We start from the raw sequence: 24,683 nt of genomic DNA, 5'->3' as shown, positions 1-24,683 counted from the left end.
TGCGCCAACAATTGTCCGGTTCGAGTGATCGCTTGCCAATCAACTTACACTACAAGTCTTTTAACAATTAATAATTAAATGTATGCAAAAAAAGATTACTGTCAATCTTTTGAAGCAGGCATTTGCCGGTATAACCGTAGTTATGCTGATGATGTTTGCTATACCTGCTTTTGCCATAAAAGCATCCACTAAAACCCCGGCTTTTGAAACCATAACCGGTACCGTGTTAGACGAAACCAACCAGCCACTGCCGGGCGTTACCGTAAAAGTAAAAAATACCACCATTGCGACCAGCACTGATGCGCAGGGACGTTTCTCTATTAATGCTGATAGAGGTGCTGTGCTTGTTTTCAGTTTTATCGGTTACATCAACCAGGAAGTTACTTATGATGGCAAGGCACTACGCATTAAACTTGCCCCGCAGGCTAACATGCTTAACGAGGTTGTTGCCATTGGTTACCAAACCATGCGCAAGAGCGATGTTACGGGTGCTATATCGAGCGTGAAAGCCAGCGAGCTTAACCTTGCTGCACCAACGCTTGGCCAGGCCCTGGTGGGTAAAGTTGCCGGCGTGCAGGTAGCACAAACCAGCGGCGCACCTTATCAAACCACCAAAATACGTGTAAGAGGTGTGGGGTCGTTCAACGCCAGTTCAGATCCATTATACGTTATTGACGGATACCCTGCCAACAATGATGTTTACATCAACCCCGAAGATGTTGAATCTATAGACATATTGAAGGATGCTGCATCTGCCGCTATATATGGTTCAAGAGCTGCAGGCGGTGTAGTGATCATTACTACCAAACGCGGTAAGGCAGGTCAAAGCAAATTTGAATACGATGTTCAGGTGGGCAGCGATCAGCTTGCTAAAAAAGTAAAGCTGCTTAACTCAGACCAGTTTGCCCAATTGGTTATTGATGGCCGAAACAATGCTTACAAAGACCTTTGGCAGAATACAGGCCACGTTTGGAACGATGCCATGTACTCTGATGTTAATGCTACCCGGGTAGCCAATGTTGGTAATGCCGGTAGCGTGCAGATCCCTACTTACATTTACGATTTCCCAACGCAATCGCTTATCCACCAAACCGTAAATACCGATTGGCAGGATGAGTTGTATCGCAATACGCTTTTCCAGAAACATACTTTGGCATTCTCCGGCGGTACAAACGCAACCCGTTATTATGTTAGCGGCGCTTACCAGAACCAGCCGGGTATCATTGTAGCATCAGGCCAGGAGCGTTATAACTTCCGTTCTAATATAGAATCTGACATCAACAAAAGATTGCACGTTACAGCGAACGTGTCGTACACGCAAAACTATAACCGCGAAACCCAGGAAGGCCGTTTTGACCATGGCCCTATCCTTGGTGCGCTTATTTATATGCCTTACTTCCCGGCTTATAATGCAGATGGCTCTTTGGCTACTAACAGGGCCGCGGCAGAATCATCAGCTTATGGTTATCAAAGCATAGAAAACCCGGTTGCTTTGGCAACCCGCACGAAAATAAGCAGGAAAGGCTACCGCACAAACGTGAACGCAGCTGCAAGCTATAAAATTATAGATGCGCTTACCTTTAAGGCCAACCTGGGTACCAATACCTACAACGAAAAATACGATTACTATTTGCCAACCACGCTTAGCAGCGGCGCAAACCCTCCGGGATCGCCACAGGCAATTGCTGCAGCAACTGCAACAGCTCAAACCACAACCATTAACGACCAACTGGCCGAGTTTACCTTAAACTATAACAAACAGTTTGGCAAACACAGGATAGATGCATTGGCAGGTTATACCATCCAAAAAACTACCGGTGATGTTTTGAGTGTAACTGCAAAAGGCTTCCAAAACGATAACGTGCCTGAGATAACAGGTAAGGGTGCTGATGCTGCTTTCTTTACACTTAACAACAATACCGGTAAATCAACAACTACGCTGTTATCATATTTTAGCCGCGTCGCTTATAACTATGCCGGTAAATATTTCCTAACCGGTTCATTCAGGGCTGATGGTTCGGCGCGTTTTGGTACCAATAACAAGTATGGTTACTTCCCATCAGTAGCAGCCGGCTGGACGCTTTCTGAGGAAGATTTTTATAACAATTTGTTAGGCGAACAATCTACCGTCAAATTGCGTGCGAGCTGGGGTTTAAGCGGTAACTATAATATCCCTAACTATGCTTACCTGCAAACCTTATCAAACCCTACCGGTGTAGTATTTGGTTCACCGGGTTCTGTTGCATCTGCAACTTACCCTAACGGCTTAACAGATCCTAACCTTAGCTGGGAATCTACCTCTCAGTACAACTTTGGGGCTGAGTTTGGATTGCTAAAGGGCCGTTTATCGGTGATTGCTAACTACTATTTAAGTAAGTCGTACAACCTTTTATACTACCAGCCAATTTCAGCCATATCAGGTGCTACTACTATACTTACCAATTTAAAGAATGGTGAGATACGTAACACCGGTTTAGATCTTCAGTTGGACGGTCGTTTGATAAGCAGCCAGGACTTCAACCTCAATTTAAGCGGTAACATATCTATAAACCGCAACAAAGTAACCAAGCTTAGCGGCGGAAACACCATTATCATTAATGGTGCAGAACGCTCTTACTTAACCAACATTACCCAGCAAGGGCAGCCTGTTGGTATGTTCTACGGCTTTAAAGTAGCCGGCATGGTTACGCCAGAGAACATCAACAAAGTTGCGCCATCGGCATCACAATCAAACCCGCTGCACGTTGGCGACCTGTATTTCCAGGACACCAATGGCGATGGCGTGGTTAACGACGCTGATAAAACCGTTATTGGCAACCCTTACCCAAATTTCACTTATGGCTTTGCGCTTAATACTTCTTATAAAAAGTTTGACCTGAGTGCATCATTCAATGGCTCACAAGGCAATAAGGTGTTGGATGGGCAGGATTACTATCTGTACAATATGGAAGGATCCGGCAACCAGTACGCCGATGTTGCACAGCGTTACCGCAATGCAGCTAACCCTGGTGATGGTACGGTTTACCGTGCATCACGCGCAGGTACGCAAAGTAACAGTACCCGTTTATCAACCTTTTATCTGCAGGATGGATCGTTCCTGCGTTGTAACAACATCACCGTTGGTTATACCCTGCCAAAGAACATTGCCGGCAAAATTGGCATGAGCAACCTAAGGATTTATAGCTCGGTAGTTAACGCCTTTACCATTACCAAATATAAAGGCTACAACCCTGAGGTTGACTATAACTTTAGCAGCGGTGCATCAAACAACACCCAGCCACCAAACCTTGCGCCGGGTATCGATTACGGTGTTTATCCGCTTGTGCGTTCATACAACCTTGGCTTAAGGGCTTCCTTCTAATTTTAAATGATAACAGAAATGAAAAAGAATATTATCATATCCATGAGCGCAGCCCTATTGGCCCTGTATATGCCCTCATGTAAAAAAGATTTCCTGGATCAAAAAAATCCAAACGCTATAGAACTTGACGAGAGTTTCCGTTCGCCTTCTGATGTGCTTTCAGCAGTGAACGGTATTTATCAATCACTGCGCAGCAGTAACAATATTGGAGAGAACAGCGGCCTGTGGACAGACGAGCGTTCTGATGACACCGGCCGGAATGACAACCAGTCTAACGCTGGCGAGCCTTTCCAGTTTGGCGATTTCTCTATCCTGCCAAGTAATACTTACCTTAAAAGCCACTGGGTATCACTTTACGGCACTATCTCTCGTGCCAACGTTGTACTAAGCAATATTGACCAGGTAACTTTTAGCGATCCGGCCCAAAAGCAACAGTACATTGCCGAAGCGAAGTTTTTAAGAGCCGTAATGTATTTCCACCTGGTACGCATGTGGGGCGATGTTCCGTTGGTTACCAAACAACTGAGTTATGCAGACGTTCCGGCAAATACTTTCCGCGAGAAAGAAGCCAAGGTTTATGACCAGATAGTTGCCGATCTTAAGGATGCCTTAAACAGCAACCTGCCGGACCTGCAATCAGGGACCGGCCTGGGCCGCGCTTCTAAAGCAGCCATCAATACAACATTGGGACAAGTGTACCTTACCATGGCAACCACCCAAGACCAGGCAAATCGTGCCACAAATCTTAATAACGCAAAAAACTATCTGCTTGCAGCCTATAACGTGCGCAAGTTTGGCGCGCTTATTACCATCCCTTATGCAGACGTTTTTGATGTTACTAAAAAGGCTACTAACCAGGAGATCATCTGGCAAATAGTTAATAAACAGGGAGACCCTACTTATAGCTCTTCAATTGCAGCTAACAACCAGGCTAAGGGAGAAAACATCAACTCGTTGGTAACATCATCGGGTGTAGGCGGTAACGTAACGCCGGATCTGATCAAAGATTACGAAGTTAACGACCCACGTATGGCATTCTCTGTAAAGTTTGCAAATGACCCTATTGTTAAGGATTACTTTATCACCAAATTCAGAGATGCAAGTGCAGGCGCTTCAAACCTTGGCTATGGCGGTAACGACTGGATATTGATACGCTATGCCGATGTGATACTGATGCTTGCCGAAGTAAGCAATTACCTGGGTGATACCGGAGGTGCTATCAGCTACCTGAACATGGTACGCGCTCGTGCAGGCATGCCGGATTACGCAACATCGCTAAACAACGCTATGTATGCTTCAAAGTATCCTACCCTGCGTTTGGCTATCCTGCACGAACGCCGTGTTGAGCTTGCTTTTGAGCATCACCGCTGGTTTGATCTTTTGCGCACGTTTAGTACTGATGAATTGGTTGCCTTCTTTAAATCAAAAAGTCAGGCTAATTTTGGCATAGCCAAGCTGGCTAACTTTAGTACCAAAGACAGATATTTCCCAATTCCGTTTGACGAGTACAAGTTAAACCCGGATAAAATGTACCAAAACCCGGGTTATAAATAATATATTCAGGGGGATTACAAGTCCCCCTTTTTAATTTTACAAATGATGAAATTTAAACTGGCCCTTCTAACTTTATGCCTCGCGTCAGTCCAAACATTTGCACAAAACAAAGTATTAGTAACTGCCCACCGGGGCGATTGGCGCAATAACCCTGAAAACTCTTTACGCGGTTTTGTATCTGCCGCAGCAATGGGGGTTGATATTGTAGAACTGGATCTTAACCTTACCAAAGACGGCGTACTGGTAATTATGCACGATCAAACTATTGACCGTACCACCAACGGCAAAGGCAAACCATCTGACTATACTTTGGAGGAGATCAAAAAATTCGGACTTAAGAACGGTCTCGGCCGCGTTACACGAAACACCATTCCTACTTTTAAGGAAGTAATGCTGGCCTTAAAAGGTAAGCCTGTGAAGGTTAATCTTGATAAAAGTTATGCCTATTACCGTGAAGCTTACGCTGTGCTTAAAGAAACAGGTACACTTAACCAGGCTATCTTTAAGGCCGAGGTAGCCTATCCTATACTTAAAGCACGCTACGGAACTCTGATAGATAGTATAGTTTATATGCCGGTTGTAAACTTAGATAGACCGGATGCCCGCATGGTGATCAACGAATACCTGAAGAACATGAAACCCTGGGCTTTTGAAATGAACTTTAAAAGCGATACTTCTTCAATCTTAAAGGATAATAAATTTATCACGCAGACCGGCGCAAAGGTTTGGCTAAACTCGCTTTGGGCGTCACTTAACGCAGGGCACGATGATGACCTTGCCGTTGAAGAAGGCAATACCAAAGACAGCTGGGACTGGTTATTGGCACATGGCGCAACCGTGCTGCAAACAGACCGGCCAAAAGAGCTGATGCAGCACCTTTATCAATTTCATCTGCATAAGAAACCATAAAATCCATAAAAGAGCCCCGTTTTAACCGGGGCCTTTTATTATTTAAGTACAAAAAAAGCTATCCCCTCATACCTGTAACCACTATTTCCGCTGCCTAATTCCGAGTAATCATAGGTAAAAAAATGACCGTGTGAGTTATTAGATAGATATCGATATACTGGCTTTGTGTTTGTGGTCTGCGTACTAGGAATATATCCAACAATACCTTCGGACACAAACCCTATTCCTGGTAAAGTGTTTGCTTCATTAACATCTCTTGTGTACATGTGGTCTCCTGAGTTTTTATTGAAATAACGATAAAGCGGAACAGTTCCTGATACGTTATTGCTCTTGTAAGCTTTGCCCAAAACGCCTTCTTCATACCAAAATCTATCTGTGCTCCCAAAAGGCCACAGACTTGCCCAGAAACTTGATGATGGGAATTGCTTAGATTCGTTAGATTTAATTAAATGATATTTTTCTACAGCTGATGAAGTGTAAAAATGGCGTCCATCTGAGTAATACATTCTGTAAATATCAATTACTGGCCCAGCTTGTTCTGCCGGGATAGAGGAATTTGTGCCACCTGAAGTTGGTGGTATACCAGTTACGGTAATTGGATATGCAGGATCATAATAATTAAGATCGGAACTTGAAGCGTTGCCCCAAAGAAGGCCTACTATCCTGTTGTTATAATCTGCGTATCCGTACAATGTTGTCGTAAAAGTTTTATCCTTAAATAGAAGGCCATTCGGGTAGTCCGCTTGGGTAAATTCGACTTTTGGGTTTAATAACGTGGCCGGCGACCCACCATTAAATATACCCAAAGCTGCTTCAACCTTAAACTGTTTTACCTTCCCTGTTGACCCGTCAACAGGAGCAGCTACTTTCACCGTGACTTGCAATTGATTATTTGGATTTCCATATTGCAAAGTTACTTTGTTGTTTGTTGCATTTGTAATCGAATAACTGACTACCCTACCGGCATTTATATCGGTTTGGCTAACAGCAACACGCTCATAGTAATAATTGGGTATCTTCCCATTTCCTAATATTTCCTGATCAACATCCACAGGTGGCGTTACACCGCCGCCACCACCGCCACCACCGCCGCCGCCGCTGCTACCGCCATCCTCAGGCGGAAGTGGTACTAAATTTACCTTTAATGGCTTTATTTGAGCGGTTATTTGTAACGCAGCCCTTCCGTTATACATGCCTAATAGTTCCTCTGAGCTTATCTGCTCTTTACCAAACACAATGAATTTTTTGGTTGAGCTGTTATAGCTCACCTTGCTTTCGTCTAACAAAAACATCGAAGCTAAATAGCTTTTTAAAGTTGAAATGTCAGCTGTAGAATTTGCAATGTTAGAGCTGATTACGTAGGGGTGTGGGTTAGAGACTTTACTACACCCAACTGAGGTAACTAATTGTTATCACAGTTAAAATTGACAAGTATTTTTTCACGTGAATAAGATTTTTCACGTAAAATAAAACAAATAATTAATATTTTAATATAACGAAAATTAATTTAAGACATGTCTGCATTTAATACGCTTACAATTGTTTCATAGTTTACCAGAAAGTAAAGCCATGACCGTTACTCTAAAGTACAACATTTGGTGTTGGCAATGGACAGCCGCTCTCAATTGGAGAATAAAAAACTATGCCTGCTGCGCTTGGAGCAAAAGCTAATGGTTTCCCAAACGGAAAAGCTAATGGCAGCGCAACAAAGCCAATGGATGCAGCATAATTTGCTGGAACGCGGCAACCCGGTTAAAACCATAAAAGCGCCGCTTGTGTAATGTTGTTTTTTACAGCCTGTCGGGATAGTCGGTAATAATGCCGTCAACGCCCAGGGCTTTTATGCGGGTAATGTCATCGGCGTTGTTAACCGTCCAAGGTAAAACCTTAATGCCTGATGTGTGGCATTCATCAACCATCTGCTTGTCCAGCATTTTAAAATCGGGGCTATAGATGGTTGGTTTAAAACTTAAGCTTGAAAGATTTTCTTTCAGGCTTTTTTTGTTTGACACCAGCCAGGCGGTTGGCACTTTAGGATATTGTTTGTGTACTATTTCCAGCGTGCGCGGATCAAACGATTGGATAATTACTCTATCCAATATACCTTTCTTAATAATAACGGCCATCAACAGGTCTACAAACTCCTGAGGAGCCGGGTGTTCAACGTTGTCGCCTTTAGGCGATGTTTTGGTTTCGATATTATAATGCGGTGGCTTGGCTCCTTTTTGTTTTGCATAGGCCTCAACGCTGTCTATCAGATCGGCCAATACCGGGATGTGTTCCTTTATCTTTTTTTGCTGCGGAAAAAGTGGGTAAAACTTGCTGCCCACATCAATTTTTCTGATCTCAGCGTAAGGCATTCCGTAAAGCCTGTATGATCTTGCTTCCTGGTTAGTGATGGTATCGCCATTAGGTTTAAGGCTAAAGCGTGGGTTGATAAACTGGTCGTGCGATACGATGGGCAGCTTTTCCTTGCTGAAAGATATATCCATCTCAAGCGTAACGCCCAGATCAACAGCATTTTTCATGGACGATATGGTGTTTTCAGGCATTAATCCTCTGCCGCCACGATGTCCTTCTTTGTCAAAAGAGGTTTGCCCATATACTACAAAAAAAGTAGTTACTGCTACCCCTAACATCGAAAATACCCTTGATAACTTCATATCTGTTATAAATCTCCAAATATAGCGCATGTCTGCAAATAGCATGTTCAATTTAGTTTGCCTTTTTGTTAACCATAGTCTTTACTGCTGACATAGGGTTGTCATCACCAGGTGTGAATTTTGGGCTAACAAACAACAACAACCATGAATTTTGCATCAGTAAGAATTATTACCGGGGATATTGAGCCCTTGGTTAAATTTTATGAAGACATAACCGGCTGCACGGTAATTATGTACACACCCGATTTCGCGGAACTGCAAACATCTTCAGGTACCTTAGCCATTGGCAGCATTAACACGTTAGCGCTATTTGGAGGCCAGCATATAGCGGAACCAGCCAGCAACCGTTCTGTGATCATCGAATTTCTTGTTGAGGATGTGGACAAGCGATATGAGGAGATCTCAGCTGTCATCAACAACACGCTGGTACAGGCGCCCACCACCATGCCATGGGGTAACCGCTCCCTTTTGTTTCGCGACCCGGATGGCAACCTTGTAAATCTGTTTACGCCAATAACGCCGCAAGCAAGGCAAAAATTCGGCTTATCGGCAGTTTAGCGGCTACTTTTTTTTCCGAAGTATTTAGCTTTCGATCAGGTTATCTGGTACTGTTCAATGGATATTAATTTTTCTTCATTTAAGCTAAGCGCTACAACTAAAATCAGCCGTATGGAGTTAAGTGTTTAAAAAGCATTTAATTATGGAACTATTAGAAAAACAAGAAACAGAAGTTAGCGGAGTTGTAAAAAAATATCTGTCAAATAAACACGGAGACGTTGATGCCTTCGAAATACAAACAGACGAAAAGGCCATTAAAATAAATTTCCCTCCGCATACGGCTAAAACCATTAAAACCAATGCGGTGGAAGGTACGTTTGCCACCGTTGTTTATCAATCTGAAACAAAAAAAGATGAACCCGCGGGTGACAAAAAAGCCAAACTTAAACTGGTATCCATAAGCGGCATACCCACCGGTGAACTGGTTATAAAGGATCTTAAACCTCAGAAATCTGCAGACGAGCCAGTGACCGAAACACTTACTTTAACAGAATATGAGCTGCTTAAAGGTAAAAAGGGTGAACTGACAGGCATCAAACACGGCAATAAGCTCTTCCATGTACATAAAGAAGACCAGGAATTAAGCGATATAATAAAACCTGGAGCGGAATTGGAAATCACCGCCGTGAAAAGAATGGATGATGGTTTTGTAAATGAGCATAACGACGAAGTTTTTCACATTAAAAAACTTAGCACAAACGGCTTAGAATATAAATCCAAAAAGTAGCCCAATGGAGAATAACAATCAAATATGGCTTTATCCCTTAATCATAGTTGCAGGCGCCTTGCAAGCCTGGGGGCCGCCTATGAACGGGGCGCTGCAGAAATCGTTAAGTAACCCCTGGCTGGCAAGTGTTGTTTCATTTTTGCCGGTGTTGGCGCTACTAACCTGCGTATTTCTTTGTTTGCCAAGGCCACTGCCATCCGGCGAAGGCGTGATGACCATGCCATGGTGGGCACCGCTGGGCGGATTAATAGGCTCTGTTGCAGTTATAGTGGGGTTAATGTTTGTGCAAAAAGTTGGCGCAGGCACCTTGGCAGGGCTTACTATAACAGCCAACATCATCATGTCGCTCTTTATAGATAAATACGGCATGTTTGGCATTCAGCAACATCCGCTAAGTTTAGGCAGGATGGCCGGAGGGGCGCTTATGGTAGCCGGGATATATTTAATATCTAAATTTTAAAAGCCTTGTTTGATGGCTGGGATTCTTAACAGTTTAAGAGTACGTCTTCATCATGCTCCGGATGAGGTAGTTCCTCGCCAAAATACCTGGCGTTCCATTGCGCTATTTGCCTTAGGATAGGCAATAAAGCCTGGCCGCGCTCAGTTAGCCCATACTCTACCCGCGGAGGAAGTTCTTTATATTCCTCCCGGGTAATTATGCCATCCGCCTCTAATTCCTGCAGTGTGGTGGTAAGCACCTTGCGTGATATGATGTGTATGCTGGCGGCTATCTGCCCAAAACGCGCCTTACGCTCTCGTAATACCCAGATCACTATCGGTTTCCACTTTGTTCCCAAAATAGCCATTGACCGCTGCATGTTGCAATTGCTGTATTTCAGATTCTGAGCTTGCATAATTACGTTAGTTACCTATTGGTTACTACTAATAACCAATATTAGTTACAAATATAAACCAAAGTAATTTACTTTGCATCATCAAATTTTTAAATATGAATTACGAAGCATTTTTTTCGCCATTTAATTATAAAAGCCTCCACTTACGAAACCGTTTTGTGATGGCACCTATGACACGTGTACAATCGCCGGATGGCGTTCCCACAGAGCAAGTTGCGGAATACTATGGCCGCCGTGCCGGTGCTGATGTTGGGCTTATCGTTACTGAGGGAACAACCATTGATCGTCCGTCATCGAAGAATCAAAAGGACATTCCCGATTTCCATGGTAATGCAGCGCTACAGAACTGGAAGAACATTGCAGATACTGTTCATGCAAACGGCGGTGCTATAGCGCCACAGATATGGCACGTTGGCAATACACCTTACGGATGGCAGCCGCCGGCACCGTTTGAAGGCCCGGAAACCATGTCGTTAAATGATATCCGGAATACTATTGAGGCATTCGGCAAGGCTGCAAGGTCGGCAAAAGAAATAGGCTTTGACGCTATTGAGATACATGGTGCACATGGCTATTTAATAGACCAGTTCTTTTGGGATAAAACCAACAACCGTACTGATGAATACGGCGGCAAAACCCTTAAAGAGCGTACCCGCTTTGGGGTTGAGGTTGTAAAAGCTATCCGTGCTGCCGTTGGCGAAGATATGGCTATAATACTAAGATTATCGCAATGGAAAGGCATCGACTTTAATGCAAAAATGGCTCATAACCCGGCAGAATTGGAAAGTTGGGTACAGCCGCTTGCGGATGCAGGTGTTGACATTTTCCATGCATCACAACGACGTTATTGGGAACCTGAGTTTGAAGGATCTGACCTTAACTTTGCCGGTTGGATCAAAAAACTTACCGGTGCACCAACTATAACGGTAGGTTCTGTTGGTTTAAATGCAGATGTTACGAGCTTTTTTGCCGGAGGTGCCGGAGCAGAGAGCGCTGGTTTTGAAGAATTGCTTCGCAGGTTTGAGCGTGGTGATTTTGACCTGATAGCCGTTGGCCGCCAATTGCTACAAGACCCGGAATGGGTGAAAAAACTAAAAGAAGGCCGGTTAGATGAGATCAGTGCCTTTAAACCGGAAAGTGCCGGAACCTATTACTAAAAATTAAAGCCTGCACAAATTGTGCAGGCTTTAATTTTATGGTTATTTTAAAAATTCATACACCAACGGCGAGTTCATGATCTCCGGGGCACCATCGCCTGTAACGGTTACTTTCTTATTCCCGAATATATCTGTTGATGATTCTGCTTTTGACAAAATTCGGCCGCTGCCATCATTAATGGTTACCGATTTATTGCCAAAGATATCGGTAGACCTCTTGATGGTTGCAACAACATTTCCACCATCAGTAATTTTGCTGGTTACATCACCGAAAATATCGGTAGAGTTTTCGATGCTATACAAAGTTCGCCCGTATCCATTGGTTACTTTTAATTGCTTGTCGCCGAAGATATCTTTGCTTTCAGTAATTTCCTGAACGGTGCGGTACATGTCGTCTTTTGTGGTTCTAACCCGGTTACCAAAAATATCGCGATGGATAGTGGTTTCCTGGATAACCCTTAAAGCCGGACCACGAACAGTTTCCACAGTATCGCCAAATATATTTACACTGCGTTCGATAGAGTAGGATTGCGCTGATGCCGAACCGGCAAAAATGATAAGTAAAAAGATGAGGTAAGGTAATTTCATGATGTTCAGATTTTAGGTGATACGGGTTTGACCGGCTTTTCCGTTTTCGGTTTAAACCTGATGAAATTAATTCTTCATAATTGAATTAAAAGAGCAAAAAGCAGTGTGTGTCTTTCAGGATTCGAACCTGCCCGCTTTCGCGGTTTCACCAGCGAAGTATCACACACTTACGGCATCTTTTAACAAAGGGCAAATAGCAACCGTTTTTTTTAACTAAACTACATGTGACGGATCACAGGCCGGAATCGAACCGACGCCCTTCCGCCCGCGGCGGATGTTCTAACCGAAGTATAACCTGTTTACGGCACGTTTTAAGGTTTAGGTAAAGGTTTAAAACAGAGCAAAAGCGACAAATGCTTTTTTAAGCGAAGTGACAGTTCGAAGTAACATTTATCTACGGCATCTGTTAAAAAGGGTTAAAGACGATAAGCGGCTTTTAATGTGCTCTACCAACTGAGCTACAACGGCAAAACCGTTGGCCGGGCTCGAACCGGCGTCCCCACCGTCCCTAAACGAAGTAACGGTTATCTACGACACCTTTTTTTATTTTTATAAAGAGCAATTATCGAACGCGGGCCGGGGCATCGCATTGGGACTCGAACCCACAGTTTGATTTTCATCCTACTGACCACCCCTTAATTGTGCGAAGTAACCCGTTTCTACGGCATCTTTAATTTTTTTTAGAAGGGCAAAAAGCAACAGTGACTTATGCCTTGCGTTCTGCCATCCTGAACTACCACACTGTTGCAGTGTGAGCCGGAATTGAACCGGCGTTTCAAAGGGTGACGAAGTAACACTTGTTTACGGCACCTTCTTTATCTTTCATTTTCTAAAGTACGGGATAGCAGCTATCCCATACTTTTTTATAATTCTATCTGGTTGATGGAATCTAATGCCGAACCTCCGTTCTCAAGGGACGCTAAAACCTCAAAAACTTTATCGCTCCAGCCCGCTACCAGATGTACGCCGTTTTGCAATACTTGCAATGGCGTGCTTCCATATCCTTTAAGGTCAAACAGGTACAGCTTAGCGTTTGGCGATATCTCAGCACGATACTTTATCCACAATTTTTGTATACTATCAGCCGATGCATTCGAGTTCCACAATTGGCAATCTGTGAACAGCATCACCTTATCCATCTGCACACGTCGGTTTAATATATCGTGGATAGCCAGGTAGCCATTTGTAGCATAACCTACTTCGCCCTCGCGGCGATAAAACTCCTGCACGTTACCCAATATATTTTTACGTGGTACAGCAATGGTTTTCCAGCTATCTCCAAACATACCAACCTCAACGTTCTTACAACGCGATTGCAGTAACATAGCCAGCATTAAGCCCACATCATACAACAGTATTTTGCTTTTTGCTGATACAGGCGTTTGCATTGATCCGGAAACGTCACAGGCCATTAAAACCCGCGTCTGGTAGCCGAACCCTTTTATATTTACCGCACTTGCTTCTACAGCCTGCTCCAAAGCATCAAACAACAACCCGGTTAGCCCAGCAATGTTGTTTTGCTTTGAGATTTTCTTACCGACGCCGGTGCTATATGCCATTAACTCGCGCCATGCCGACAGGTAACGAAAAGGGAACTGCTTTGCTTTGGCAACTTCTTCGGCATTAGCTATGCGCAAGCACACTTTTTCAAAATGGGTGTAGCTTATACCTGCATCTAACAGGTTACGTAAGTTACGCAGCAAAGCCATATACCCAAGCTTACCGCTATCTATTAGCTCTTCCCATTTTATCTTAAATGCAAGCTCCCTTGCCTCAATACTGTCAAACCCTATCTGCCCTAATGCAGATAACTCTGTTTCCCACGTGTAAGGAGTTTGCAGGTTATTATTTGCTATCTTATTGAACAACAACTGCTGCAGCTCATCTTTTGCTTTTGGGTGCACCAAAAATAATGCATCTCGCAATTTTATGGCCCCTTCACGGTTGTATTTAGCAAACTGGTACTCATCAAACCTGTTAAACGCCGTTGACAAACCTTTTTGTAATTGTTTACTAAGGCGATTAAGCTTTTTAGTCCCTTTGCGATTATTTAGGATTCCATAACAGGCCAGTAATTCAGTTATTTCATCGGCACGGTTAACCACCCCATCTGTAACCCGGGCAACCAGATCGTCGCCCGAGTGCAGCTTAGCCAGTTCGGTAACCAAAACCAATGGTACCGAACGCATATACATTTTGGTACGGGCATAAACGGCGAGCCTGCCCACAAATACAGGATTGCATTGCGCAATCAGCTTACGCAGCCGCTCCATACGCTTTTCGTCTTTCTCGTAAAAGGAATCGTTAAGGCTCCAGGTAACCACCGCAGTATAGAGTTCCATCTCAGGCGATAGCTTGTATGCTTCTGCCCCTGCATGGTTTGTTACTGCTACTTTAAGTTTGCTTAACAGGTTGAATTTCATTTGTAACCTCCTTTTCTTGTTTGTTGATACAAAGATTAGAGGTCACTGCGCAGCCTTTTTGCGCAGTAAAACTTTTTTTTACTTTTTAAAAAAAAAATCTACTGCTTGCTTTAACGTTGAAATGTCAATAACAAAAAAGTTAAAGCATATATGCTATTGATACACCCTCACATAATCCACTTCCATAGTACCTTCGGTAATGGCAGGATCAACCTCGCCACCGAAGTTACCGCCCATGGCTACATTCATGATCAGGAAAAACTTATCGTTAAATGGTAAGGAAGGATCGTTGGCGAAAGTGTGATAAACCTTTCCATCAACAGCAAATTTTAGTTCGTTTTTATTCCAATCCAGGCTGTAAACGTGAAAATCGGTTGAAGCGGTTGGCTCCATGGTAGTTTTACCAACGCCGTTAGCACCAGAGTGGCCCGGGTAATGCAGGGTAGCAAATATCTTGTTCTGCTGGTTGCCTACGTGTTCCATCACGTCTATCTCGCCACATGCAGGCCATTGTTTAATATCTATATTACTACCCAACGCCCAAAGCGCAGGCCATGTACCACGACCTGAAGGCAGCTTGGCCCTGAACTCAAGACGGCCGTATGTAAAATCGAACTTCCCTTTAGTGAGCAACCTTGCCGATGTATAATTAAAACCTTTATAGGCTTCTTTCTTCAGCATTATTTTCAGCTTGCCATCCGCAACACTAACATTTTCGGGTCGATTGGTATAGTACTCCAGTTCGTTGTTGCCCCATCCATCACTGTTACCTATATCGTGTCCCCATTTGGTAGGATCGGGCGCACCGGGTTTGTCAAATTCATCTGCCCATACAAGCGTTTGTTTACTCGCAACGCTATCATTTGCGTTTTTTGACACATCTGATCTGCTGCTGTAATTTGATTTACTGCAACTTGCAAGCAATGCAACAACAGCAATGCCCGCGATGGCAATTGATCTTCTCATGAATTGTAGCTTAAAGAGGTTTACTTAATTGGATACAAAGTAGCAAAACTTATCAAGCTTTCGGTACGGGTTGTAACTATCTAAACAACATTATATTCCGGTTTCCATACCATCGGCATTTTACCATACAAGGCTGCATTGGCCGAGTGAACACAAATTGCTGTGCGGGCACCGGTAAACACATTACTATCGGGCAGGGTACCATTTACAACGCTTTTATAAAACTCATTAAATGCATACCATGTACCATCTTTAGTTTTTTCGGGAAGGATTGGGCTACCGCCCTCTTTGTTCCAAACAATGCGGGTGGCGCCGGTAACACCATCAACTAATCCTTTATCAGCCAATAATCTTTTTTCGGGATAAAATTTACCTTCATCGGTCAATAAGGATATAGTACCAAGCGTGCCCTTTATTTTAAATAAGTATCCATCATGCGCATTGCCACACGTAGCACCAAAATTGCCTACCATGCTGTGCTGCCCTTCGTACCTGAACATTACCTGCACATTATCGTAGGTTTCGCGTCCATCCTTGTAAGTGTCTATTCCGCCGGTAGCAAACATTTGCTGCGGATGGGTTTCGAATGCCCAATTGATAAAATCTACCTGGTGCGAAAGTAGCTCTGCCATCAACCCGCCCGAATATTGCTTATACATGCGCCAGTTGATCTGCCTTTCCAACTCTGGCGATGGCACGGGCCTGCGCCAGTTGCCGTTGCGGTCCCACCGGCAATCTATTTGGGTGATATCGCCGAGATAACCTTTATTTATCATCTCCCTTACGCGGTAATATAGCGGCGAATAACGGTACTGGTGCCCCACCTGCACCACTTGTTTTGGCTTGCTTTTTACCAGTTTAACCAGTTGCAGTGCTTGCGGGATGTTGTAAGTCATGGTTTTTTCCAGGTATAGATGCTTGCCTGCATTAAGCACATCTACCGCAATGGCGTAATGCATATTCAGCGGTACAGAAACTACAACTGCGTCCACATCCTTGTTATCCAGCAGACCACGGTGATTTGCGTATACGGCAAAATTGGCATCTTTATTTTGCTGCCGGGTCTCGGTTATCCTGAAATAAAGCACATCGCATATGGCCACTACCTTAAATTTATCGGGCAGTTGATTAAGCACCTGTATGATGCCTTTACCACGGTCACCACATCCAATAACGCCTATCCTGATAATACCTGCGGATTCAGCTTTGGCAAAAATACTTGTGGGGCTTAAAACAGATGCGCCGGCAAGTAAGCCCGCGCTTTTAACAAACGTTCTTCTTTCCATTACTTAACTTCAATTGCTTTAAAGTTGCTCGTTGCTGTATCGGCAATGCTGCCGTTTGGTTTTTTATAGATGATGTAAGCTGCCAAATTACCTCTTTTAGCAATAAAATCAAGCGCTTGCCGCATACCCATAGTAACAAATCCGTTATCTAAACCATCGGCCGTTATACCGTCTTTTGCAACAACGGTTACACTAATAATATCTGTTTGGGAAGGGTAGCCGGTTTTAGGATCGATGATATGCGATATTTGTCGGCCGTTTGCCTGCAGGTGTTTGCGGTAGTTGCCTGATGTTGTAACTGCTGCATTACCTGGCGCTATGACCATTTGTAAAGGCGAGGGATGGATATCGTTATCATCAATAGCTTCTATACCTATCCTGAAAGGTTCACCATCGGGCTTACGGCCTTTGATACGAAGTTCGCCGCCTATCTCAGCAACGTAATTATGAATGCCGTTTTTGTCTAACAGACCGGCAAGCAGATCGGCGGTATATCCCTGTGCAATACCGTTGAGGTCTATCTGTACCTGCGGATCTGATTTGTAAAGGAACTCGCCCTTCAATCGTATCTTATTACCGCCAACATGCTTGAGTATAGCTTTTACCTTTGCAGAATCAGGAAAGGCGGTCGTCTTATTGGCACCAAAGCCCCAGGCATCAACCAATGGTTTCACGGTGATGTCCACCAAACCGCCGGTTTCGCGGTTTATCTCCAATGCCTTCTTTACCAACACAGCAAAGTGATGATCTACGCTTATGCCTTTTTCGGAATGATTGAACTTTAAGATGAGCGAAGCAGGCCGGTAAAGTGATACCGAACTATCTATTGCTGCAAGCAGGCTATCGGTTTGGCTTTGGGTAACCAGGCTATCGGCTGCATAGTAAGTTACTTTGTAAGTGGTACCCTGCGCGTAGCCATTTATTTCGAATCGCTTGAGATCACCCGGGTGCATAGAGGTGCTCGCTATGAATAATAGCAGTAAACCAACTATCCATGATGATTGTAAAATGGTTTGCCTCATATGCAGGCAAATATAGCTTAACCAATACTACGAGATTGACCCCGACTCTAATAATGATTATTACTGAATGATCACCGGTAAAGTGAACCAGAAGATACTTCCCTGGCCGGGTATGCTTTCAACCCCTATTTGGCCGCCGTGGAGTTCTATGATCTCTTTACAAATGAATAAGCCTATGCCAAAGCCTTTTACAGTTTTCATCTGCTCGTTCTCTACCCGGTAAAATCTCTCAAAAATCCTGTCGTGGTCTTTCAGGGGTACGCCGATGCCTTCGTCTTTTACACTTACCTGTGCGTGGTTGCCTTCGGTGACACAGGCCACCTGTATGCGCGAGCGCGGGGGTGAATATTTTACTGCGTTATTGATGAGGTTGATAAGCACCTGCCTTATCTTGTCCTGGTCGGCTTCAACCGGCGTAAACTCCACCGGTTTAAATACAACCTCATGCGAGGTAATGGTAGTTAGTGACTCATCTTCGGCTTCTTTCACCAGCTCAGCCATATCAAAGGCACTGCGCTCCAACCTTATCTTGCCCTCTCCAATGCGTGCAATATCAAGGAAGCCATTGATCAGCTTGGTCATGCGATCGGCCTGCTGCTTGGTTTTGCGGGCTATATCTGCCATCGCAGGCTCTGCCAGTGATTGTGCCTTGCGCTGTAAAACCTGCGCATAGCCGCTTATAGATGTAATAGGTGTGCGCAGTTCATGGCTAACAATGCCAATAAAATCATTCTTGCGGCGGTCTTCTTCCTTACGTTCAGTTATATCGAGTAATGTACCCGAGAACATGGTAGGGCCATGCTCATTAACCATATATGCTTTACCGGTTGCCCTTACCCAACATCGCTTCGTGTCTGAGCTTAATATTGGGTATTCTACGTCATAAGGCTGATTTTCTTCAATTGCGGCCTGTATAGACGAATTTACCAGCCCCCTGTAATGTTCTTCTATCCTGCCGATTGCCGCTTCAAGCGACACTTCTTCAGTCGTTTCAAAACCAAACATTTCCATTGAACGCGGCGATAAACTAAGCTGGTTTGTTTTCAGATCGAGATGCCAGGTACCAAGCTCTGCCGAATCTACTGCCAGGCGCAATTGTTCTTCAGCACGCTCAACTGTAAGCTGGCTTTGTACAATCTCAGTAACATCAAGCGCGGTATTTAACAAACCCCATACTTTGCCTTCCGGTGTTTTAAGGGGTGTAAATGCGTAAGTGTAATAGAATTCCCTTATCTCTCCCTGGTATTCGTAGCTCATGCGGGCATCCTCGTTACGATAGGGTATACCGCTATCATATACCTCGCGCATGGTGGCCGGGAAGTCGAGTTCCCGAAGCTCGGGCAGGGCATCGGCAAAGGGTAAACCGAACACCTTTTCATCTTTATCCCAAGCCTGTAGCATGCTCGAGTTTGCAAAACGGATGGTCATATCACGGCCAACATGTAACGCCATGGCCATGGGGGCATGTTCAATTACCTCACGGGCCTCGTTTTCCTTAATATACCGCTCGTCCTTAAGCTTTACTATTTCTGATTTGGCATCCTGTAATTCAAAAAGCTTTTTACGCAGCTCCAACTTATCCATTGTTTGGCGCGCAAGCGTTTTTAAAGATTGTTTCTGATAATCGCTTAACTGGCGCGGTTGCTGGTCAATGATACATAATGAGCCAAGTGCATACCCTTCTTCGCTAAGCAATGGCACGCCCATGTAAAAAACGATGTTAGGCTGCCTGGTTACCAAAGGGTTGTTTGCGAAGCGCAGGTCTTTACGTGCATCCTCAACAACAAAAACCTCTTTACTGGCAACCGTGTACTTACAAAAAGAACTTGCAATATCTGTTTCCCTTAAACCAATACCTTTTACTGATTTAAACCACTGCCTGTCTTTATCTACAAAACTTATCAGCGATATAGGCATATCACATATAGCCGCGGCAAGCTCGGCTATATCATCAAAATCCTGTTCTGTAGCAGTATCAAGTATCCTGAAAGAATACAGGGCAGACAAGCGTTCTTCTTCAGTTTCGGTTACTCCAGTCTGCATCGGTCATCAAAAAAGGTTGATCTAAATATATTGGCTTACGTTTACTTTGCTTGTGCACTTGACAGAATTTCATTTACTTTTCCCGTCATCTCATCTATATCAAATGGCTTTGAAATAAATGCCGTTGCACCTGCTTCCTGTGCAATTGCCTTGCCATCGTTACTTGCCGAGATCACTATCACCGGCAGTTCGCTGATAGCCGGTGTATTTCTAATCGTTTTCAGTATCTGGTCACCAGATGTTACCGGCATCCATAGGTCAAGAATAATAAGGTCCGGATGTTCTTTTTGAATCAGGTTACTTACTTTAACACTATTTAACTCGGCAACCACCGAATAACCTTCATCCGTTAGTACCAGTTCAAGGAGGTCAAGTATGCCTTCATCATCGTCGCATATCAATATTTTATTTGGCATCTTCTTCTAAGTCTGATTTTGTAAGTGGCAATGTGAAACTAAAACTTGAGCCTTTTCCCGGCTCGCTCTCTACCCACAAATTTCCTCCATGGTTTTTGATGATCTCTGAACAGATATATAAACCTATACCCATTCCCGGAAATTTCTGCTGTATATTTCCTACTCTGTAAAACCTGTCAAATATTCTTTTCTGCTCTTCCCTGGATATTCCCAGCCCTTTATCTGATACAGAAACCTTAACAAAGTTGCTTACTACAGACAGCTGAACGTCAACTTCCTTTTCATCGGGCGAGTACTTAATAGCATTACTTAACAAGTTTATCATAACCTGTTCTAAATGAGCTTCGTCCCCAACAATTTCAATGCCAGTTTCTCCAATCACATTAATGTGATGCGATGGACTGGCCTGATGCAAACTGTTTACAGCATTTTGTACCATATTGTCAAAGCTGAATGGCTCTTTGTAGATCTTAAACTTGCCCGATTGTATACGCGAAACATCAAGTAATTCTGTAATAAGATTGTTTAACCTATCAATGTAAACAGATGTTTTATCGATGGCATTATGCAGCTTCTCGTCGCCGGTTTTTGCTACCAGCTTATCCATCACCTGCACATAACCTTTTACAGTGGTAAGCGGTGTTTTAAGTTCATGACTGGCTATGGAAAGGAAATCATCTTTGCGTTGTTCTATTTCGCGTTTATCGGTGATATCTTCAATGGCAATCAGTATACGGTCTTTATATTCGCCCTCTAACTCTATACGATGGGCATTAAGCAGCATCAGCTTTTTGCCGATGTGAGGGAAATCATGAGACACCTCAAAATCAACAACGGGGTTATTGGTAGGCAGCACCTGTTCCAACAATCTCCGCAATTCCGGTATGTCCCATTGTCCGTTACCTAATTCATAAAGCTGTTTGCCTTCAGTCTCTTCTTTCGAAACTTTAAAGGTTTTTATAAAATCGTGGTTAACGGTAAGCACTTTCAGTTCGGGGGATAAAACCATAAGGCTTTCGCGAATGGTTTCAAATATGCTGGATAGATACTCTTCCTTTTCTCTAAGGCTGCGGGTGCGATCTTCTACGCGCTGCTCCATTTCGGCCTGGTTGGCTTTAAGCTCTTCTTCAGCCCGTTTTCGCAATGTTATGTCATGCTGTACACCAACAAAATAGGTAAGCTGGCCATTATCATTGTATGTAGGAGATAAGTACAATTCATTCCAGAACAGCGTGCCGTCCTTTTTGTAATTCCGTATCTCAACAACTGCATCATTACCATTAGCTACAGCTTCACCAAGCTGGTAACGAGCTGCTTGTTCACGATCATCTTTTTGCAGAAAGCGGCAATTGCGGCCAATGATCTCTGATCGTTGGTAACCCGTCATGTCCTCAAAGGCTTTGTTGCAATATATGATGGGATTATCTGGCAAGCCATTATCGGTTATGATTATCCCGGTGACACTTGCATCAAGGGCAGCCTTCAATAATTTAAAATCCTGCTCTAAATTTTGATGCGTGATACCAGAAAAAAAACCGTCGTTTATGTCCACAAGGCAACTGTTTAACAATAATTTGTATTGGATTGTTAACAGGCGTAAACAATATATGTTTCAACTTAAATACAGCCTTTTTTTGAATATCTAAACGGTTAAATTCTATCATTATTTATAGAAAGGTTGTTTACCGTTAACCAGCGCATCTGATCATACCTGGCTGCATGAAGAATAAGTTTTAGGGTTGTATTAGAGGTAGTGCAGCGCCGTGAAGTATCTATATTTAAGGTTATCGACCTAAAACAAAAAACCCTTCAAATGATATCATTTGAAGGGTTTTGTCAATTTGAAATTGACTTTGCGGAATGGACGGGACTCGAACCACTCCTATAAGGAATTAATTTTCAATCGATTATATACTGCAAAAATCCGAAGTCGCTAATTAGCCACCGTATTAGTTGCGTCGTTTTAAAGTACTATCGTTATACAAATATAATAACTTTTGCATCTAAGCGATGGCACCAATCTTTAAAAACTTCTTTGTGTTGTGCTTTTTACGAATTATTTCCAAGTTTCTTCAACGGATCATTTTAAAGTTGCACATTCGTAAAAACCGTCACGAACCCTTTGGTAGCAGCATTCCTACCAATGAGAAAAGTTAACACTTTTGCGAAGTTTTCGAGCTCTCTCATTTCAAGATAATCGATATCAAAATCTTGTCCTACCTGATTTGTTGGCAAGTATAACTTGAGACTATCTACTATTGTGCTTAAAGTTGAAGGTATGTCAGACAAGTGAATTTCAACAGGGTTCTCTTGATTGGCGTCTGGTGGGTCAACTTTAAAGTGAAACGGATAGCCACGCGTGCCTTGACTTACTGTGTTGTTAGTTGTGGAAGCTTTGCTAAGCTTATGCTTTTTATTATATAGTGTTGTAAAATTTGCAACGCCATTATCATCAAGGCGCTCAGGAATTATTACATCTATCTTAAAGCATTTTACACTTAGCTTCTTTCCTTCAATTTCTATAACACCAGAATTGTGAAGCTCCTCGCATACACGTTTTAGAAAACTGTTATAATAACCTATAGCTAGCGCTGTAGATGGTAGCAAACCAAGTTGTGCCATTTCCCCGACCTTAGCAATTTGCGATTTTATATTTTCTACTATCTTGTCCAGCGAATTATACTGGCCTGGGTTTCTGGTAAATTTAGCTACGGTGATGCCATCTAGGTCTGACGGTAAATCGGCATCTTCTTCAGCTATTAGATAACATTTTTCTGAACCTGCAGCACCTAAAAATAATCCGAACTCAAAAACTACGTTGTCGCGGGGTTTAGTTAAAGATTCCCCGCGCTGCTTAGTTAAATCATCTTTAGTGGCTACTAGAACTGAGAAATCTGCCAATTTTGTTTGCTTGATAAGCGAGTCAAGCCCGCTTTTATTTAACCCAAAAGCGTCAGTCCAGGGAATGCATTCCACCGATTCACCTAAGAGGGTGATAATCTCATTTAAAGTAGTAAGCTGCTCGGATGACGATCCGATAAAAATTCGTTTTTTCATAACACTATACGGGAGTTTTTAAGATCAATTAAAATAGAGTCTATCTCAGTCATAAGATTGCGTAAGCTTTGTAACTTATCAGATTTGCCCCAAAATATATATTCTCTGCCATCAACGGATTTCAAAGTATAGGCGACATTGATATCATCAGTAAGTCGCTTCAACTGCGCATAAAGAATAGGTACAAGTTGATAGAAGGTGGCTGTTTGATACCTTGATACTTGTATATCATAGCAAATTGCATTGATATCAAAGCTTGAAAGGTCAATGGTCAAATTAGATTTTGCTTTTAAGTTTTTTAGAAAGCGTATCATCTTCTTTAATCTGCCTGCAGTTAAAGCGCTCCTTTCATTAATTCGCTCAATGCTTATAGCTGGATAATCTACCTTACCCTTGGCGTGTTCGTATTTGTTATAAACCTGGATGCCGCGATAAGCACCTTTATTATTTACTATTGATAGCACATCATCGTACCAATTAGCAATTACAATATCCACCTCCCTCTTCAAATCCTTATTCTCAATCTTAATGGATTTAGGTTTGTTAATATCGCAATCCAGATATTTGCTTTTAAGAATTACCTCACTGTCGAGTCTTAGCTTTCTTAAATCGTCTAGAGCGTTTCCTGCATAGTTAGTTAATTCAGTCTCATAGCGAAGTTTTTGCAGTTGTGTGGTTTGATAACCAGAGCTGTATCCTTCATTTAAAATTTGCCTTACACCTACACTATCCCAACTGTAAAACTTGTTCGAAATCACTAATAAGTCTATATCGCTGTATCCTTTAATGTGAGTATCGGTCAATACAGAACCTTGATATTGAAAATCGGCGTCTGAAATGCCGCCATTTTTTAAATGCGTTTTCACCCTTTCACCAGCTTCTTTGCTTCGCTGTGTATAAGCTGGCTCAACACCGTTCATTGCATATCGAACATATTCCAAAACGTCTGCATAGCTTATACTCGAAAGCTCTTCGTTGATGGACTTCTCAAATATTAAATTTTCAGGATCAAGCCTGCTTCTTAACTGTCGGGTAAGTTGTCTGTAATCTTGCATTGTGAATCTCCTTTTGATTGAATTCGTTTCTTTATAAAATCAAA

At 43.1% G+C, this 24,683-nt stretch carries 21 protein-coding genes; 8 read left to right on the top strand and 13 right to left on the bottom strand.

Annotated elements, in window-relative coordinates:
- Window positions 1–82 precede the first annotated feature (82 nt).
- From INP83_RS04440 to INP83_RS04430, 3 genes are read left to right on the top strand one after another with little or no spacing between them, the layout of a single operon-like run.
- The gene (locus INP83_RS04440) at window positions 83–3,361 is read left to right on the top strand and encodes a TonB-dependent receptor (RefSeq protein WP_146269338.1); all 3,279 of its coding nucleotides are present in this window, start codon (window positions 83–85) and stop codon (window positions 3,359–3,361) included.
- An 18-nt stretch (window positions 3,362–3,379) separates the two neighbouring features.
- Window positions 3,380–4,915: a RagB/SusD family nutrient uptake outer membrane protein gene (locus INP83_RS04435; RefSeq protein ID WP_219126450.1), complete on the top strand. Its 1,536-nt coding sequence runs from the start codon at window positions 3,380–3,382 to the stop codon at window positions 4,913–4,915.
- Between the two features lie 42 nt (window positions 4,916–4,957).
- Entirely contained in the window at window positions 4,958–5,824 is an 867-nt protein-coding gene (locus INP83_RS04430) for a glycerophosphodiester phosphodiesterase family protein (RefSeq protein ID WP_219126449.1), read from the top strand.
- Between the two features lie 38 nt (window positions 5,825–5,862).
- Here INP83_RS04430 and INP83_RS04425 read toward each other — a convergent pair whose 3' ends face one another.
- On the bottom strand, window positions 5,863–7,116 hold the full coding sequence (locus INP83_RS04425; protein ID WP_219126448.1) for a hypothetical protein: 1,254 nt from the start codon (window positions 7,114–7,116) through the stop codon (window positions 5,863–5,865).
- Window positions 7,117–7,431: 315 nt separating this feature from the next.
- On the opposite strand from INP83_RS04425, the gene INP83_RS04420 reads away from it, so the two are divergent.
- Complete coding sequence (locus INP83_RS04420) at window positions 7,432–7,605, top strand: hypothetical protein (protein ID WP_219126447.1); 174 nt, start codon at window positions 7,432–7,434, stop codon at window positions 7,603–7,605.
- A 9-nt stretch (window positions 7,606–7,614) separates the two neighbouring features.
- Here the strand turns inward: INP83_RS04420 and INP83_RS04415 are convergent, their stop codons facing one another.
- Window positions 7,615–8,487 carry a glycerophosphodiester phosphodiesterase gene (locus INP83_RS04415; protein ID WP_255563256.1) on the bottom strand — a complete coding sequence of 291 codons (873 nt, stop codon included), beginning with the start codon at window positions 8,485–8,487 and terminating at the stop codon, window positions 7,615–7,617.
- Window positions 8,488–8,631: 144 nt separating this feature from the next.
- Here INP83_RS04415 and INP83_RS04410 point away from each other — a divergent pair, with 144 nt between their 5' ends.
- The 3 genes from INP83_RS04410 to INP83_RS04400 all read left to right on the top strand — a co-directional run bounded on the left by INP83_RS04410 (window position 8,632) and on the right by INP83_RS04400 (window position 10,232).
- Window positions 8,632–9,045: a VOC family protein gene (locus INP83_RS04410; protein ID WP_219126446.1), complete on the top strand. Its 414-nt coding sequence runs from the start codon at window positions 8,632–8,634 to the stop codon at window positions 9,043–9,045.
- A gap of 142 nt (window positions 9,046–9,187) precedes the next feature.
- Window positions 9,188–9,772 (top strand): hypothetical protein, encoded by a 585-nt coding sequence (locus INP83_RS04405; protein ID WP_146269343.1) that lies wholly within the window; start codon window positions 9,188–9,190, stop codon window positions 9,770–9,772.
- Between the two features lie 4 nt (window positions 9,773–9,776).
- Entirely contained in the window at window positions 9,777–10,232 is a 456-nt protein-coding gene (locus INP83_RS04400) for a DMT family transporter (RefSeq protein ID WP_146269344.1), read from the top strand.
- Between the two features lie 25 nt (window positions 10,233–10,257).
- Here the strand turns inward: INP83_RS04400 and INP83_RS04395 are convergent, their stop codons facing one another.
- Window positions 10,258–10,626, bottom strand: coding sequence for a helix-turn-helix domain-containing protein (locus INP83_RS04395; RefSeq protein WP_255563255.1), 369 nt, complete (start codon window positions 10,624–10,626; stop codon window positions 10,258–10,260).
- A 95-nt stretch (window positions 10,627–10,721) separates the two neighbouring features.
- Here INP83_RS04395 and INP83_RS04390 point away from each other — a divergent pair, with 95 nt between their 5' ends.
- Complete coding sequence (locus INP83_RS04390; protein ID WP_219126445.1) at window positions 10,722–11,783, top strand: NADH:flavin oxidoreductase; 1,062 nt, start codon at window positions 10,722–10,724, stop codon at window positions 11,781–11,783.
- Window positions 11,784–11,825: 42 nt separating this feature from the next.
- Here the strand turns inward: INP83_RS04390 and INP83_RS04385 are convergent, their stop codons facing one another.
- From INP83_RS04385 to INP83_RS04340, 10 genes are all read right to left on the bottom strand, one after another.
- Window positions 11,826–12,371: a hypothetical protein gene (locus INP83_RS04385; RefSeq protein WP_219126444.1), complete on the bottom strand. Its 546-nt coding sequence runs from the start codon at window positions 12,369–12,371 to the stop codon at window positions 11,826–11,828.
- 863 nt (window positions 12,372–13,234) lie between these two features.
- Window positions 13,235–14,794: a TROVE domain-containing protein gene (locus INP83_RS04380; protein ID WP_219126443.1), complete on the bottom strand. Its 1,560-nt coding sequence runs from the start codon at window positions 14,792–14,794 to the stop codon at window positions 13,235–13,237.
- A 153-nt stretch (window positions 14,795–14,947) separates the two neighbouring features.
- Window positions 14,948–15,760 carry a family 16 glycosylhydrolase gene (locus tag INP83_RS04375; RefSeq protein WP_219126442.1) on the bottom strand — a complete coding sequence of 271 codons (813 nt, stop codon included), beginning with the start codon at window positions 15,758–15,760 and terminating at the stop codon, window positions 14,948–14,950.
- Window positions 15,761–15,840: 80 nt separating this feature from the next.
- Window positions 15,841–17,046: a Gfo/Idh/MocA family protein gene (locus INP83_RS04370; protein ID WP_219126441.1), complete on the bottom strand. Its 1,206-nt coding sequence runs from the start codon at window positions 17,044–17,046 to the stop codon at window positions 15,841–15,843.
- Window positions 17,046–18,068 (bottom strand): FAD:protein FMN transferase, encoded by a 1,023-nt coding sequence (locus INP83_RS04365; protein ID WP_255563254.1) that lies wholly within the window; start codon window positions 18,066–18,068, stop codon window positions 17,046–17,048. Before INP83_RS04365 ends, INP83_RS04370 begins: the two co-directional genes overlap by 1 nt.
- A 60-nt stretch (window positions 18,069–18,128) precedes the next feature.
- Window positions 18,129–20,111 (bottom strand): ATP-binding protein, encoded by a 1,983-nt coding sequence (locus tag INP83_RS04360; protein WP_219126440.1) that lies wholly within the window; start codon window positions 20,109–20,111, stop codon window positions 18,129–18,131.
- A gap of 41 nt (window positions 20,112–20,152) precedes the next feature.
- A complete protein-coding gene (locus INP83_RS04355; RefSeq protein ID WP_146269350.1) occupies window positions 20,153–20,527 on the bottom strand; it encodes a response regulator in 375 nt (124 codons plus the stop codon).
- Window positions 20,517–22,079, bottom strand: a complete 1,563-nt coding sequence (locus INP83_RS04350; RefSeq protein ID WP_255563253.1) for a PAS domain S-box protein — start codon at window positions 22,077–22,079, stop codon at window positions 20,517–20,519. Before INP83_RS04350 ends, INP83_RS04355 begins: the two co-directional genes overlap by 11 nt.
- A 533-nt stretch (window positions 22,080–22,612) precedes the next feature.
- Window positions 22,613–23,584: an STING domain-containing protein gene (locus INP83_RS04345; RefSeq protein ID WP_219126439.1), complete on the bottom strand. Its 972-nt coding sequence runs from the start codon at window positions 23,582–23,584 to the stop codon at window positions 22,613–22,615.
- Window positions 23,581–24,639 carry a nucleotidyltransferase domain-containing protein gene (locus INP83_RS04340; protein WP_219126438.1) on the bottom strand — a complete coding sequence of 353 codons (1,059 nt, stop codon included), beginning with the start codon at window positions 24,637–24,639 and terminating at the stop codon, window positions 23,581–23,583. The genes INP83_RS04345 and INP83_RS04340 overlap by 4 nt, the downstream gene beginning before the upstream one ends.
- Window positions 24,640–24,683: the final 44 nt, after the last annotated feature.

Origin of the sequence: Mucilaginibacter sp. 21P (assembly GCF_019331605.1) — a bacterium.
Taxonomy (GTDB): domain Bacteria; phylum Bacteroidota; class Bacteroidia; order Sphingobacteriales; family Sphingobacteriaceae; genus Mucilaginibacter; species Mucilaginibacter achroorhodeus.
The sequence above is the reverse complement of the archived record's forward strand: the minus strand, read 5'-3'. Positions and strand labels throughout refer to the sequence as shown.